Source organism: Robertmurraya massiliosenegalensis JC6 (genome assembly GCF_000311725.1).
GTDB lineage: Bacteria > Bacillota > Bacilli > Bacillales > Cytobacillaceae > Robertmurraya > Robertmurraya massiliosenegalensis.
Genome location: NZ_HE978515.1, coordinates 64,795 through 79,109, shown reverse-complemented (window position 1 = coordinate 79,109; position 14,315 = coordinate 64,795). Strand labels below are relative to the sequence as shown.

General features: G+C 36.5%; 13 protein-coding genes. 11 read left to right on the top strand and 2 right to left on the bottom strand.

Going from position 1 to position 14,315, the window contains the following annotated elements:
• Window positions 1-274 precede the first annotated feature (274 nt).
• Window positions 275-1,384, bottom strand: coding sequence for a CAP domain-containing protein (locus BMSHG_RS16730; protein WP_019155610.1), 1,110 nt, complete (start codon window positions 1,382-1,384; stop codon window positions 275-277).
• A 196-nt stretch (window positions 1,385-1,580) separates the two neighbouring features.
• Here BMSHG_RS16730 and BMSHG_RS16725 point away from each other — a divergent pair, with 196 nt between their 5' ends.
• From BMSHG_RS16725 to BMSHG_RS16705, 5 genes are all read left to right on the top strand, one after another.
• Window positions 1,581-2,345 (top strand): exodeoxyribonuclease III, encoded by a 765-nt coding sequence (locus BMSHG_RS16725; RefSeq protein ID WP_019155609.1) that lies wholly within the window; start codon window positions 1,581-1,583, stop codon window positions 2,343-2,345.
• A 26-nt stretch (window positions 2,346-2,371) separates the two neighbouring features.
• Window positions 2,372-3,100: a DsbA family oxidoreductase gene (locus BMSHG_RS16720; protein WP_019155608.1), complete on the top strand. Its 729-nt coding sequence runs from the start codon at window positions 2,372-2,374 to the stop codon at window positions 3,098-3,100.
• A gap of 128 nt (window positions 3,101-3,228) precedes the next feature.
• On the top strand, window positions 3,229-4,659 hold the full coding sequence (locus BMSHG_RS16715; protein ID WP_026073495.1) for a DEAD/DEAH box helicase: 1,431 nt from the start codon (window positions 3,229-3,231) through the stop codon (window positions 4,657-4,659).
• The gene (locus tag BMSHG_RS16710) at window positions 4,656-5,096 is read left to right on the top strand and encodes a hypothetical protein (RefSeq protein WP_019155606.1); all 441 of its coding nucleotides are present in this window, start codon (window positions 4,656-4,658) and stop codon (window positions 5,094-5,096) included. The genes BMSHG_RS16715 and BMSHG_RS16710 overlap by 4 nt, the downstream gene beginning before the upstream one ends.
• Before the next feature lie 29 nt (window positions 5,097-5,125).
• The gene (locus BMSHG_RS16705) at window positions 5,126-6,040 is read left to right on the top strand and encodes a CBASS cGAMP-activated phospholipase (RefSeq protein ID WP_019155605.1); all 915 of its coding nucleotides are present in this window, start codon (window positions 5,126-5,128) and stop codon (window positions 6,038-6,040) included.
• 60 nt (window positions 6,041-6,100) lie between these two features.
• Here BMSHG_RS16705 and BMSHG_RS28745 read toward each other — a convergent pair whose 3' ends face one another.
• Complete coding sequence (locus BMSHG_RS28745; protein WP_019155604.1) at window positions 6,101-6,268, bottom strand: hypothetical protein; 168 nt, start codon at window positions 6,266-6,268, stop codon at window positions 6,101-6,103.
• 192 nt (window positions 6,269-6,460) lie between these two features.
• Between BMSHG_RS28745 and BMSHG_RS16695 the strand changes: the two genes are divergently transcribed.
• The 6 genes from BMSHG_RS16695 to BMSHG_RS16670 all read left to right on the top strand — a co-directional run bounded on the left by BMSHG_RS16695 (window position 6,461) and on the right by BMSHG_RS16670 (window position 14,202).
• On the top strand, window positions 6,461-7,114 hold the full coding sequence (locus tag BMSHG_RS16695) for a TetR/AcrR family transcriptional regulator (protein WP_019155603.1): 654 nt from the start codon (window positions 6,461-6,463) through the stop codon (window positions 7,112-7,114).
• Between the two features lie 5 nt (window positions 7,115-7,119).
• A complete protein-coding gene (locus tag BMSHG_RS16690) occupies window positions 7,120-7,842 on the top strand; it encodes a GTP pyrophosphokinase (RefSeq protein ID WP_034659076.1) in 723 nt (240 codons plus the stop codon).
• A gap of 375 nt (window positions 7,843-8,217) precedes the next feature.
• The gene (gene glgB / locus BMSHG_RS26435; RefSeq protein WP_019155601.1) at window positions 8,218-10,131 is read left to right on the top strand and encodes a 1,4-alpha-glucan branching protein GlgB; all 1,914 of its coding nucleotides are present in this window, start codon (window positions 8,218-8,220) and stop codon (window positions 10,129-10,131) included.
• A 24-nt stretch (window positions 10,132-10,155) separates the two neighbouring features.
• Window positions 10,156-11,445, top strand: coding sequence for a glucose-1-phosphate adenylyltransferase (locus BMSHG_RS16680; RefSeq protein WP_019155600.1), 1,290 nt, complete (start codon window positions 10,156-10,158; stop codon window positions 11,443-11,445).
• Window positions 11,442-12,560: a glucose-1-phosphate adenylyltransferase subunit GlgD gene (glgD, locus tag BMSHG_RS16675; RefSeq protein ID WP_019155599.1), complete on the top strand. Its 1,119-nt coding sequence runs from the start codon at window positions 11,442-11,444 to the stop codon at window positions 12,558-12,560. The genes BMSHG_RS16680 and glgD overlap by 4 nt, the downstream gene beginning before the upstream one ends.
• A 37-nt stretch (window positions 12,561-12,597) precedes the next feature.
• The gene (locus tag BMSHG_RS16670) at window positions 12,598-14,202 is read left to right on the top strand and encodes a glycogen synthase (protein WP_019155598.1); all 1,605 of its coding nucleotides are present in this window, start codon (window positions 12,598-12,600) and stop codon (window positions 14,200-14,202) included.
• Window positions 14,203-14,315: the final 113 nt, after the last annotated feature.

Sequence of the window (14,315 nt, the reverse complement as noted above, 5' to 3'; positions counted from 1 at the left end):
CTCCTCAACGGACTCCCTTTTAGGGAAAATAACGGAAGATTTTCCGCTTATGGAGGGCAAAATCGTTTATTTTGGTATTTTTTGAGGGAATAGCAGGAAATTTTCCTGTTATTTCAGCTTTTTTTCATGATGGTTGCTCATTAAGCGGAATTTTTCCTGTTATCTTTTCATGCCGATACGCCAACTGTTTATACGAACCTTTATCCACAAGTCGAGGGAATTTATCCACTCCAAACTAGAATCAAAAAGTCGTTATCATCGCAGCCTCTCATTTTTATTGTGAAAAATAGTTTTGCGTATAGTAGGGATGAGACTCGTCATTGAAGGCAACGCCAACCCCTAAATGATCAAATTCTGCTTTTAAAATATTTTTACGATGTCCTTCTGAATTCATGAGTCCTTCGTGGGCGAAAATGCTACTGAACTGCCCGTAGGCAAGATTTTCACCAGCAACTGAAAAGGTAATTTGATCTGCGAGCATTCGGTCAAAGGGAGATTGTCCTTTTAGGTTTGTATGATCAAAATAAGCGTTCTCAGCCATATCGGCACTATGTTTACGCGCTGTCTTACGAACACGCTCATCCCACGTAAGTACACCTAACCCATGTTGGACCCTCGTTGCATTAGTCAAATCAAACATCTGCCATTCGAATCCCTCTTTTAACGGTTCACTGGCTGATGCATAAAAACTTTTTTTATCTCCTTCTAAATCCTCATGAATGATTTGAAGTGAGGTCAAAGTGTTTCCTTCATGTATATCATAAAAAACGGTTACAAAACTTTCATCTAAATGGAAGACGTCATAGTTGGCATCATCTTGGAGCTGATAGTAGACAAAGCCTTTTTGAATCCGAGTTAATGGGGCACCAAGTTGTTCGAGAACATACTCCCTAGTTGTATCCAAATGTATATTTTTGGCGGATGAAATTAAATCTTGATTTGTGAAAAGACCAACCACTTGTTCGTTATGGTTATACATCACTTGAACAAAATTTTGATAGTTTTGATGATAGGTAAACCAGTTATGTCCATATTCATTGTTAGAACTTCTTTGTGGTTCTCCAAGAATGGCTTCCACTTCTTCCTTTTGCGCTCCTATTTGAACATTATGAATGGAAAAGGTCTGCTCAGATGGTACAGATAGTACTGGTTTTTCTACGTCCTCTTGCGGCGTACCTTCAGGTGAAGGGTCCACCTGATCTTTAATCCTTTCGAATAGTGATTGAAAGCTTACTAAAATTGAAGCGGCTATATTCTGAAGTTCCCCACTTTTGATAAAGGTTTGAAAATCATCCTTAGCTTCAGTCTTTACTCCTTCTTCTATATACGAAGCCCCAATCACGATAAGAAAGACAACCAATATCATAAAAAGAATACGTCTCATATTTTGCCCCTCCTATTTCGACTGCTGATACTCACCAGTTTAGTCAAATTTTTATCATTTAAAAAGTGAAGATGATCTATTGATCAATCTTAATTACTCGATAAACGACTCCTTTCATAGTATAGTAGACTTATTCTAAATGGAAATAGATTGATTCAAGTGGAATACATTAAAATGTTAAATGAGGAGAACAGGAATGAAATTAGTTTCATGGAACGTAAACGGTATCCGTGCCTGTGTGAAAAAAGGGTTTCTTGATTATTTTCACGAGGTGGATGCTGATATATTTTGTATACAAGAATCAAAGCTGCAGGAAGGTCAAATTGAACTGCAATTGGACGGATATGAGCAGTATTGGAATTATGCAGAGAGAAAAGGGTATTCCGGTACAGCTGTTTTTACAAAGAAAAAACCCCTGTCTGTTAGCTATGGGATCGGAGAACGAGATACGCAAGAAGAAGGAAGAAGTATTATCCTAGAATTCACCGATTTTTATTTGGTTAATATTTATACCCCAAACTCAAAAAGAGATTTATCTCGACTTGATTATCGGTTGCAGTGGGAGGAAGAGCTTCGTGACTACCTTCTTGAATTAAATTCAAAAAAACCGGTTATTTACTGTGGAGATTTAAATGTTGCTCATGAAGAAATTGATTTAAAAAATGCGAAATCGAATATCGGTAATTCTGGTTTCACCTACGAGGAACGAGAGAAAATGACGAAACTCCTTGAGACTGGATTTGTTGATTCATTCCGCCATTTATATCCTAACAAGACGGATGTGTATACTTGGTGGTCGTATATGAGTAAAGTTCGTGAAAGGAATATTGGTTGGAGAATTGATTATTTCATTGTATCCAAACAATTAGAGCATCATATTGAAGAAGCAGAAATCCACCATGAAATACTTGGAAGTGATCACTGTCCAATTGTATTAAAGATGGCTAATTTAAATGCGTGAAAACTAATGATTGAAGAGGTGTAGACATGAAAATTGAAGTATGGTCTGATTTTGTCTGTCCATTTTGCTATATTGGTAAACGACGTCTAGAAGAAGCGATTAATCAATTTCCTCAAAGAGAACAAATTGAAGTTGAATTTAAAAGTTTTGAGCTAGATCCAAATGCTCCGAAAAATTCAGGAATGTCAATCCATGAAGCACTTGCAAGCAAATATGGCATGTCAATTGAACAAGCAAAAGAAGCGAACGTTGGGGTTGGACAGCAAGCTGCGACTGTTGGCTTGACCTTTAATTTTGAGCAAATGAAGCCCACTAATACATTTGATGCACATCGTTTGGCCAAATATGCTAAAACGGTTGGGAAAGAGAAAGAAATTACGGAAAAACTTCTTTACGGGTATTTTACAGAATCAAAAAATTTAAGTGATCATGAGACATTAGCTGATATTGCAGAATCAGTAGGCATTTCACGAGATGCAGCATTAGAAGTTCTACAGGACGAAACGGCATACAGTCATGATGTTCGCATTGAAGAGGAAGTGGCTAGGCAATATCGAATAACGGGTGTTCCATATTTTATCATTAATCAGAAATATGCGATATCTGGTGCTCAACCTTTAGAAACATTCAAGGGTGCGTTGCAAAAGGTGTGGGAGGAAGAATCGAACACGCCAATGTTCGAAGAACTATCTTCTGACAGTAATGACACGACCTGTACTGATGATGGGTGTAGAATTCCATCTAAAAATGAATAAATCTTTCTGGTAAAAAAGGTTGGTCTAATAGCCAATCTTTTTTTATTGGTATAAGAAATCTTGCATTCTTGAAGAAAAAACGGCAAAATAAGCAAGAAACAGGAAATAAGAAAGCAGGTTTTTACGATATGAATCGTTTTTCATCTTTAGGAGTTTCCAAACAACTGGTCGATAAAATGAGTGAGTATGGCGTTGTTAACCCAACTCCCATTCAAGAACAAGCCATTCCTATGATAATAGATAAAAGGGACGTTATTGCACAGGCACAAACGGGCACTGGGAAAACCTTTGCGTTCCTTCTGCCTATTTTGGATAAAATTCAAGCAAATTCTCCGCATATTCAGGCGCTAATTGTGGCACCGACAAGAGAGCTTGCGCTACAAATAACCGAAGAAACAAACAAATTAGTGGAGAACCTCGACGGGATTGAAGTTGTCTCAGTATATGGTGGACAAGATGTAGAACGGCAATTAAAGAAGCTTCAACACCATGTTCAAATCATTGTTGCGACACCAGGAAGATTATTAGACCATCTTCGTAGAAAGACGTTGTCACTAAGTGAAGTTTCTTTTCTCGTTCTAGATGAAGCGGATCAGATGCTTCATATTGGCTTTCTTGATGAAGTCGAGGAAATTATTAACGAAACACCAAAATCAAGACAAACGTTATTATTTTCTGCGACGATTCCAGAGGAAATCCGCAAGCTTTCGAAGAAGCATATGCGCGATCCCCAATTCATTCAAGTGGAAAAAGTTCAAGGTCCTGCTACTACGGTGAAGCAAGTCGCAATACATACCTTTGATCGAGCAAAGCAAGGGACATTAATCAAATTAATTGACATGCACCGCCCTTTTTTGGCAGTCGTTTTTTGCCGCACGAAAAGAAGAGTGAGTAAATTAACAGGAATCCTTAAAGCACATGGGATTTCCTGTGATGAATTACATGGGGATTTATCGCAACCAAAACGAGAACAAGTAATGAAACGATTCCGTGATGCTGACATCCAAATATTAGTAGCCACTGATGTTGCCGCAAGAGGTCTTGACGTTGAAGGTGTTACACATGTATTTAACTATGATATCCCTCAGGATAGTGAAAGCTATGTCCATCGTATTGGAAGAACAGGGAGAGCTGGAATGAAGGGAATGGCAGTCACTCTGTACTCATCAGCAGATCGTAAGACACTAGATGAAATTGAGTCTGACCTAGATATCCGTATTCAAAAGCAAAATATCGGCAATAGTCAAGAAAAGAAAGAGGACGGCAAAGATTCTTCAAAACAGGGGTCATCTAGAAAAACATCCTCACAAATGGATTTTAAAAATCGGCAGGAAACAAAGGGGAAGAAACAAAAGCCATCTCGGTCTGGCAAGAAAAAAAATCCACGCTCGAATCAACAGGATGAAAAAAGGACAACATCTGCTCAAGAAAAACGAAGTAGCACTAGTAAAAAAGGAAGAGGTCAAGATCAATCGAGTAAACAACGCTCTTATGGAAAAAAGAAAAACTCAAGTAGTGGAGTAAACAGGAAGTCATATAGAGGAGGAGCTAAATCATGATAGATCTATATATTGAGCGCTCTGATAAAGAAACGGAAGAATTTTTAGCAGAAGAAGATGCCGCATTTTTACAAACGAAAATTAGCTATTTAAAAGATCATCAAAATGAGTTTGTCTACTTTGAAGCAAACGAGTTAAATGAACTAGGTGTTGATTCATTATCGATTGAGCTCGATGATGTTTTTGGAAATTATGATGTGATGCTTGGATTAAAGCTTCAAAAAAAGCAAGAGCCAGTCATGAGAGCCTTTTTAGATCATGAATTAAATGGAAATGATATAAAATATGACTTAATGTTTGATCAAGGCGATGGTCTATGGAATGTCAATTTTACATTAAACTATGTAACTGATTTTTCGGAAGATATGACATTCGATGCTGCGTTTCGCCTAATCATTCAATTGCTAGAACAATTAGTGAAAACAGTAAAAGGGTAAGTCTATTTCAAACTTAAAAGGTGATCGGTATGAAAGTTCTGTGCATTGATGGCGGAGGAATACGTGGTGTGTTTGCTGTTGCCATTTTAGATGAAATTGAAAAGGAACTTGGAAAGCCTGTCGGGGAAGCGTTTGACGTGATAGCAGGAACAAGCACTGGTGCGATCATTGCTGCGTCAGTTGCCTTAAATAAAAAGATGAGTGAGGTTCTTGAACTTTACAAAAGATATGCCGAAAAAATATTTTTAAGGCAGGCAAAGATTGGTTTCTTTAAGACGGTGTACAGTGATCGCTATTTAAGGCGTTTTTTCCAAAAAGCCTTTGGAGATTACCGTTTGATAGATATAGAGAAGCCATTGCTCATTCCAGCGGTTGATTTGACACATGGAAATCCATATGTGCACCGAACGAATTTCGGTCATGCACGAACTGAAAACGATCTGTCTTTAAAGTTATGGGATGCTGTCTTATCCTCATGTTCAGCACCTGTTTATTTTCCACCAAATAACGTGGCAAATAAATTTCTTTCGATTGATGGTGGTTTATGGGCAAACAATCCTTCGTTAGTTTGCCTGACGGAATTGATGCATCATTTTAATGAAAAGATTGACAATATGACAATTGTTTCGATCGGAACAGGGAAACAGCATATTGACTTTACAAAAAAGGAGCATAAAGATTGGGGGGCAAAGGAATGGCTGCCTTTTCACCTTCCTTCTTTTAAAGTAACACCTAAGCTACTCGATTTAGCCTTGCATTTATCTTCTGAATCTATTTCGTATCAGTGTCAACAATTGTTGAAGGAAAAGTATGTAAGAATTAATGAAGATTTGGGGAAAGAGATCCCATTCGATGATGTAAGAGCTATGGATGACTTGATTAAGCTTGCGACAATATGTGCAAACAGAGAGAAAGAAAAGATTTTACAAGTAATAAGGAAATAAATGTAAACAAGCCTACGAAAACTCGTAGGCTTGTAGATATTTAAATGGTATTAAAATGGCTTACATATTATTTTCTAATTTATTTCCTTTTAAATCGGCAATCGGAATGGTGATGACTTTTCCTCCGATTTGTACATGTATCGTATCATTGAAAATGGCTTTAACTAATCCTTTTAATGAAACTTGGGAGTCAACTGCTATTTTCTTGTTATCAGGGGTTTTTGTCATTTTTTTACCCTCCAAAAGTTAAGTAATGTCATACAGAGCAATTCTCAATCCAGCTGACACAGTTGGATTTTTTTTATTATAGATCAGGTACTAGTAAAATATCAATCAAAAACAACTGTTATAAACAACGCTTTTTATAAAAGATGAACTTTGGTTCATCTTTTATGATATAATGAACAGGAGGTGGCTAAAATGACTGAAAAAGATGAGGGTCAACTTGTAGGTCCTTTTCCAATCATTCCAAAGCAAGCACGGGCTCAAGCGAAAAGAGAGGCATTACTTAGAAGTGGAAGCATCTTATTTGTGGAAAAGGGTTATGATCAAACAACAGCGAAAGAAATCGCCTTTCATGCTGGTGTAGCTACAGGGACTTTTTATCGCTATTTTTCTGATAAGAGGCAGCTACTTATGTCCTTGTTAGAAGAAAATTTTGATCTATTGATGCCTCCTAAACCAGACTGGAACAATCTCGATCCAGAGTATTTTCTATCGTCCCTTATAAGTGAGCATTTTGACCGACTAAGTAGCGTTGGATTGCATCGTGTTCTCCCTGAGTTAGTTAGCAGGGATCATGAGCTTGCTGAAATGATCAGAAAAGCGAAAAGAAAAATACATGAGCAAATATATAGTGGACTGAAAAAAGCGAAGGAACATGAGTTGACATGGAATGACCTAAATCTTGACACGATATCTTGGACAATCATGGCGTTGCTTGAAAAAATTCCAGAAATGCATATGGAAAGTGGAAAGGAACCTAATTTTCCAGCGATTGCAAAGATTATCTGTCGCTTAGTATTCCCACCTGAAAAACTTTTGCAGTTAAAAAATAATTCAAGAGACGAGTGACTGAAATGGATATGATCAATCTAAAAAATGTAAAAGTTGAATTAACAAGATTTATGATGGCGTATAAATTTGCCCTTGATGAAATGACAACAAAAATTAATATATTGAAAGAAGAGTTTCATTATATTCATGACTATAATCCCATTGAGCATGTCTCATCTCGTGTTAAAACACCTGAAAGCATCTTCAAAAAAATGCTTCGAAAGGGGCATCCATTAACCCTTTCTTCCATAAAAGATAATCTAAAGGATATAGCGGGAATTCGTATTACATGTTCTTTTATTTCAGATATATATGAAATTAGTAATATGCTTCAACTGCAAAAGGATGTAAAGTTAATATCTTGTAAGGACTATATTTCAAATCCTAAACCTAATGGTTATCAGAGCCTCCATTTAATCCTCGAGATTCCTATATTTATGTCTGATCGAGAAGAAATCGTCCCTGTAGAAATCCAAATTCGAACAATTGCGATGGATTTTTGGGCTAGTTTGGAGCATAAGATTTTTTATAAATACAATAAAGAAGTTCCGAAAGACTTAATCATGGAACTTAAAGATGCAGCGACTGTTGCCTCAGAGTTAGATCGAAAAATGGAAAGAATTCATAAGGAAATGGCGATTATTAAGGAATCAAATAGGCAAAAAGAAAAAGACCAATTTTTATTAAATATGGACGAAAACACGCGAAAGTTCTCACAGCAATTAATTGAGACGTTAACAAAATAGAGTACAAAAAGACACCAAAGCGTTGGTGTCTTTTTTACGCTTTTGTCATTATGCCAAATAATTTCTTACAAATGTACGTCTATTTATGAAATCTTTGTAAGAAATTCTCACAAAATTTACAAATAATGCTAACATAAATGTTACAATAATATTCATATTATAATTTTAATATTGTTAGGTTTGCTTATTTGGTAAATCAATTTCATCATTGTACTTCTAAGTAAAAAACGAACGAATTTAACTGTAATCAATATGAATTAGGACGGTTCGAATGAATAATATTAGAAATGTTCGTTTTTTAATTAATTTTCGCACATTTTGAAATCGACTCAGGTGATTAATCTTTAAGTGATGTCGTAAAGGAGCTGATAAACATTGCAGCAATATAAAGAGGATATGTCATTAGCTAAATACTTGTTTCACCATGGACAGAATTTCCGAGCATATGATTATTTAGGTTCTCATTTTACAGAAAATAAAGAAAAATCAGGTTTTGTCTTTCGCGTCTGGGCACCAAATGCAAAATCTGTTTCTGTCGTCGGAGATTTCAATCAATGGAATCATCAGTCCCATCCGATGGAAAAGGAAACTGAAGAAGGAATATGGGAGCTTTTTATTGAAGGATTGGCGGAGTACTCATTATATAAGTTCGCCATTTTGACAAAAGATGGACGTATACTTTTGAAAGCTGATCCATATGCATTTCATAGTGAAACGAAAGAACAGACGGCTTCTTTTACGTACCGCTTCGAAAATAAATTTTCATGGACTGACGAAGATTGGCAAAGGGTGAAAGAAAAGCAAAATATTTATGAGAGTCCACTCAATATTTACGAAGTACACTTAGGATCTTGGCTAAGAACTGATGATGATCAGTATTTAAATTATCGAAATATGGCCAATCGCCTGATCCCATATGTGAAAAAAATGGGTTATACTCATTTGGAGCTTTTACCCATAACCGAACATCCATATGATCTTTCCTGGGGCTACCAAGTTTGTGGCTATTATAGTGTGACATCAAGATTTGGAAAACCAGAGGATTTCATGTATTTTGTTAATCTAGCTCATGAGCATGGGATTGGCATTATCATGGACTGGGTCCCTGCTCACTTTCCTAAGGACGCACACGGATTATATGAATTCGATGGTCAGCCCTTGTATGAGTATCAAGATCCTTATAAACAGGAACATAAGCAATGGGGAACAAGAATATTCGATTTTGGTAGAAAAGAAGTGCGCGCTTTTTTAATCTCTAATGCCCTCTTTTGGATGGAGAAATACCATATTGATGGGATACGCGTGGATGCCGTTGCTTCTATGATTTATTTGAATTACAACAAAGAAGCTGGTGAATGGAAGCCTAATATATATGGAGGAGATGGAAATCTAGAAGCGATCGAGTTCATTAAGGAGTTAAATCATACTGTACTAACCAACTTCCCTCACAATTTGATGATAGCAGAAGAATCAACAGCCTGGCCAGGTGTTACACTTCCCCCATCCTTCGACGGCTTAGGCTTTAATTTTAAATGGAATATGGGCTGGATGAATGATGTATTATCGTATATTAAAATTGATCCAATTGCACGCCAATATCATCAAGACAAATTAACTTTCCCAATTATGTATGCTTGTGAAGAAAATTTCATATTACCCATCTCACATGATGAAGTAGTCCACGGAAAACGTTCATTATTAGATAAAATGCCAGGAGAATACCATGAAAAGTTTGCTGGAGTACGAAGTTTTCTCTTATATATGCTTTGTCATCCCGGAAAAAAACTGATGTTTATGGGGGCTGAAATTGGCCAATTCATTGAATGGAATTGTGAAAAATCGATTGAGTGGTTTCTATTAAAATATGAATCCCATAAAAAGCTTCAACATTTTTTTAGTGAGGCCAATCACTTCTATTTACAGAATTCCCCGCTCTGGGAGTTAGATTGTCATCAAGAGGGATTCAAGTGGATTTGTCATAATGATCATCATCGAAATATAGTTGCCTTTCGACGAATCGATAAAGAAGGTAATGATTTGATAATTATTGTCAATTTTTCTCCAGTGTTGTGGGAGGATTATTTTGTAGGAGTGCCGAAAAAAGGAAATTACAAAGAAATTTTTAATACTGATCTGAAAAAATTTGGTGGTTCTGGTATTCGTAATCGAAAACAACTAGGAACGAGAGATGAGCAGATGCATGGGTATGAGCAATATATTTCTATGACTTTACCACCCTTAACAACACTTGTTTTCCAACATGTTGAGCGAAATAAAGTGAAAATTTAGAAAAAAGGAAAGGGGAAGAGAAATATGTTTCGAAAGAAGAAATGTGTAGCGATGCTCCTTGCTGGTGGGCAAGGAAGTAGATTATATGTTCTCACAAAGCAAATTGCAAAACCTGCAGTGCATTTTGGAGGGAAGTATCGCATTATCGACTTTACCCTATCAAACTGTATTAATTCTGGAATTGATACCGTGGGTGTTTTAACCCAATATCAGCCGCTTGAACTTAATGATTATATTGATAATGGCGAACCGTGGGATCTCGATCGGACTTACGGTGGTGTCCATGTCCTTCCCCCATATCAAGGCGTACAAGGTGGAGACTGGTACAAGGGAACAGCCAATGCTATCTATCAAAATATGAATTTCATTGATCGCTATAAACCTGAATATGTGATTATCCTGTCAGGGGATCATATATACAAGATGGATTATAGTAAAATGCTTGACTATCATATTGAAAAAAATGCCGATTGTACGATTGCTGTTCTTTCTGTTCCTTTTGAGGAAGCAAGTCGATTCGGGATAACAAATACGTATGATGATGGGCGGATTTATGAATTCGAAGAGAAACCAGCCGTGCCAAAAAGTAATATGGCTTCGATGGGTGTCTATATATTTAAGAAAGAAGCATTGTATCGTTATTTACTAGAAGATGAGCAAGATGAGTACTCTTCTAAGGATTTTGGTAAAAATGTCATTCCTTCTATGCTGCTTGGAGGAGAGAGATTATTTGCCTATCCGTTTCAAGGGTATTGGAAGGATGTCGGTACCCTGCAATCTTTATGGGAAGCCAACATGGACCTTTTAGGAGCAAATCCGAAGCTTGATTTAAATGATCATAAATGGAAAATTAGCTATCGTCATTATCCAGACCACCCTCACTATATAGGAACTGGGGCATCGGTGACGAACAGTGTCATTGCAGAAGGTTGTGAAATACATGGTACAGTTGAGAACTCGGTCCTTTTTAGTGGTGTAACGGTTGAGAAGGGGGCAGTGGTGAAGGATAGTGTTGTGATGAGAAATACGGATATTAAAGAGGGGGCATCGGTCCATTACAGTATAGTCGATGTAGGTGTTCAAGTAGGAAGAAATGTGAAAATCGGCGAGGATAAGATGGCAGGAGGAGAATTAACGGTATTAGGCAGCGGTGTGAAGGTAAAAGAAAATACATTTATCCATAGCGGGGAGATTATCGATAGCAATATGTATTTAAAGTATTTAGAAAAACCTTTTTCTAAAGGCTTTGCGATCTCAAGAAAAACGGAAGGTGCCATTCATGCTAATTTAATTGAAAGAGAGGCTATCGAATGAACGCAGTAGGGATTGTCTTTTCTAATATAGGTGATAAGCATGTACCAGAAATTACAAAAAAACGAATCATGTCTACAGTCCCTTTTGGAGGAAGGTATCGACTTATTGACTTTGTTCTATCAAACATGACCAACTCAGGCATTAATAAGATTGGGATTATTACAAAAAGAAATTATCAAAATTTAATGGATCACATCGGAACCGGAAAGGCTTGGGATTTGGCGCGAAAAAGAGGCGGTATTCGTGTTATTCAACCATACGGAGACGATGCTGATGGCCTTATCCCAATCGATAATCGCTTAGATACATTAAAAGGGATTATGTACTATTTGGATAAGACGGATGAAAAATACGTCATCTTATCTGACTGTGATGTCGTTTGTAATTTATCCTATGCTGACATTCTTAAAAATCATGTTGAACATCATGCGGATGTAACGGTTTTATATAAAAGAAGTAGTGAATATGGTATTTGGAAAGGAAAACGGACCGTATTTGAATTGGATGAAACACAACGAGTCATAAAGGTAAAAGATTCGTCGCATACGAAAAAAGGCGAAGCACTTTTTTTAGGAACAATGATCATTCAAAAAGACTTTTTAAAACGTCATATTATGCAAGCTGTGAATTACGGTTACAAACGATTAATTGATTATTGCGGAGATCATTCGGCAGACTTTACGATAAAAGGAGTAGAATTCAAAGAATATTCCGAATATGTAGATTCGTTAGAAAGTTATTTGAAATGTAATTTAGATCTTTTAAATCTTTCTGTACGCGAGGATCTTTTCCGTAAAGTATATCGTCCAATCTATACAAGTGTAAATGATTCCTCCCCGACTAAATACGGGGCAAATGCAGTCGTTGAGAACTCAATTATTGCAGATGGCTGCATTATAAATGGGACCGTCAAAAATTCCGTGATTTTTCGAGGTGTTAAGATTAAAAGTGGGGCAACAATCAGTAACAGTATTATCATGCAAGATAGTGAAATTGGCATTAATGCAACATTGAATCATATTGTTACCGATAAAAATGTCATTATTGGGGAAAATCGAATGCTATGTGGACATCAAACACATCCTTTTTTTATTGACAAAGGAGCTATTATATAAATTATTTAAAATTAAAATCCTTTGGTGGTGAAGGAAAATGAGTAAACAAGAAATTATGAATAAAAATGGAGTAACCGTTGAAAAAGACGTTAGTTGGCAGATTAAAATCGTCAATGAAAGATTAAGAGATGATGAAACAGCTAGAATTCCATCTAAAAAAGCAGGGGTAAATGCACTTGAGCTTTCTATGGAAGATCATTCTCGAAAAGATAAAACGAATATTCTGATTGCCGCTTCTGAAGGAGCGCCATTTTTTGTTACAGGTGGTCTTGGGGAGGTAATTGGTTCACTCCCTAAAGCAATTATGAAGGAAGATAGTCATCAATTTGACATACGTGTTGTGTTGCCACTGTACGAAACGATTCGTCCTGAGGATAGAAGTCAGTTGCAGTTTCTCGGTCACTTTGATGTTTCCCTATCATGGAGAAAACAGTACTGTGGTGTATTTAAAATGGAGAAAAATGGAGTCATTTATTATTTTATTGACAATGAGTTTTACTTTAGAAGAACTGTACCTTATGGATATGGGGATGATGGTGAACGGTTTGCCTTTTTTAGTAAAGCGGTGTTAGAAAGCATCCATTTAATGGATTTTAAACCAGCCATTGTGCATTGTCATGATTGGCAAACCGCTTTAATTCCAGTATACCTTCATTTTACCCATCATGACTTACAGTTAAAATCCCTATTTACGATTCACAATATTGAATACCAAGGGATAAGTGATTTAAGCATGATTGAAGATATTATTGGCTTACAAAAAGAAGCTGTCGGAATTCTTGAATACAGAGGAGCAGTAAATTTAATGAAAGCCGCCATTGAAACGGCGCATCAAGTAAATACTGTTAGCCCTAATTATGCTTCTGAATTGAGATATGATTATTTCGCAAAAGGCTTAGCTTCGATAATTCAGAGAAATGAACATAAGATGGTTGGAATATTAAATGGAATTGATACAGAGATTTATGATCCAAAAACAGATTCTGCTATTTTTACAAACTATGATAAAGATTCCATTGATAAAAAGAAGGAAAATAAAATTCAATTACAAAAACTTGTTAACCTTCCAATCGATGAAAAAGCGCCATTAATTGCCATTGTTAGCAGACTTGTTTCCCATAAAGGGCTTGATTTAATTACGTCCATGATGGAGAAATTGATGAATGAACATGTTCAAGTAGTTGTTTTAGGAATTGGCGAAAGAAAATATGAGGATTATTTTAGATGGCTTCATGAGCAATACCAAGGGAAGGTTGCATCACTCATTAGCTTTAATCAAGATTTAGCCAGAAAAATCTATGCAGGTGCAGACTTTTTCTTAATGCCATCTCAAAGTGAACCTTGTGGGTTGGCGCAAATGATTGCTTTAAGATATGGAACGATCCCAATTGTTCATGCAGTAGGGGGATTGCGTGATACGATTTCTGATTGCTCAACTGGTGAGGGAAATGGTTTCGTCTTCGAGCAGTATAACGGGGACGATCTATTTGATGCTATCACTCGTGGATTAAATGCATATCGTAACGAAGAAAATTGGAATGCTCTTGTGAAATGGGTCATGAATCTAGATTATAGCTGGGAAAAATCTGCAAAGGAATATGAAAAGTTATATGTAGACTTAAATGAAATATATGTGATGTGAGCTTGTATGTAGTTTATAGCACATTGAAAAGGGGAATGGATATCACAATCTTACGCAAAAATAACGTTTGTTCAAGGAGATATTTCACTAAAGTTAGTATGGCCTGTAATAGA

What these genes read in the sequence shown, in the direction of transcription:
- BMSHG_RS16730 (WP_019155610.1), bottom strand. Translation starts at nt 1,384, where the DNA reads ATGAGACGTATTCTTTTTATGATATTGGTTGTCTTTCTTATCGTGATT.
- BMSHG_RS16725 (WP_019155609.1), top strand. Translation starts at nt 1,581, where the DNA reads ATGAAATTAGTTTCATGGAACGTAAACGGTATCCGTGCCTGTGTGAAA.
- BMSHG_RS16720 (WP_019155608.1), top strand. Translation starts at nt 2,372, where the DNA reads ATGAAAATTGAAGTATGGTCTGATTTTGTCTGTCCATTTTGCTATATT.
- BMSHG_RS16715 (WP_026073495.1), top strand. Translation starts at nt 3,229, where the DNA reads ATGAATCGTTTTTCATCTTTAGGAGTTTCCAAACAACTGGTCGATAAA.
- BMSHG_RS16710 (WP_019155606.1), top strand. Translation starts at nt 4,656, where the DNA reads ATGATAGATCTATATATTGAGCGCTCTGATAAAGAAACGGAAGAATTT.
- BMSHG_RS16705 (WP_019155605.1), top strand. Translation starts at nt 5,126, where the DNA reads ATGAAAGTTCTGTGCATTGATGGCGGAGGAATACGTGGTGTGTTTGCT.
- BMSHG_RS28745 (WP_019155604.1), bottom strand. Translation starts at nt 6,268, where the DNA reads ATGACAAAAACCCCTGATAACAAGAAAATAGCAGTTGACTCCCAAGTT.
- BMSHG_RS16695 (WP_019155603.1), top strand. Translation starts at nt 6,461, where the DNA reads ATGACTGAAAAAGATGAGGGTCAACTTGTAGGTCCTTTTCCAATCATT.
- BMSHG_RS16690 (WP_034659076.1), top strand. Translation starts at nt 7,120, where the DNA reads ATGGATATGATCAATCTAAAAAATGTAAAAGTTGAATTAACAAGATTT.
- BMSHG_RS16680 (WP_019155600.1), top strand. Translation starts at nt 10,156, where the DNA reads ATGTTTCGAAAGAAGAAATGTGTAGCGATGCTCCTTGCTGGTGGGCAA.
- glgD (WP_019155599.1), top strand. Translation starts at nt 11,442, where the DNA reads ATGAACGCAGTAGGGATTGTCTTTTCTAATATAGGTGATAAGCATGTA.
- BMSHG_RS16670 (WP_019155598.1), top strand. Translation starts at nt 12,598, where the DNA reads ATGAGTAAACAAGAAATTATGAATAAAAATGGAGTAACCGTTGAAAAA.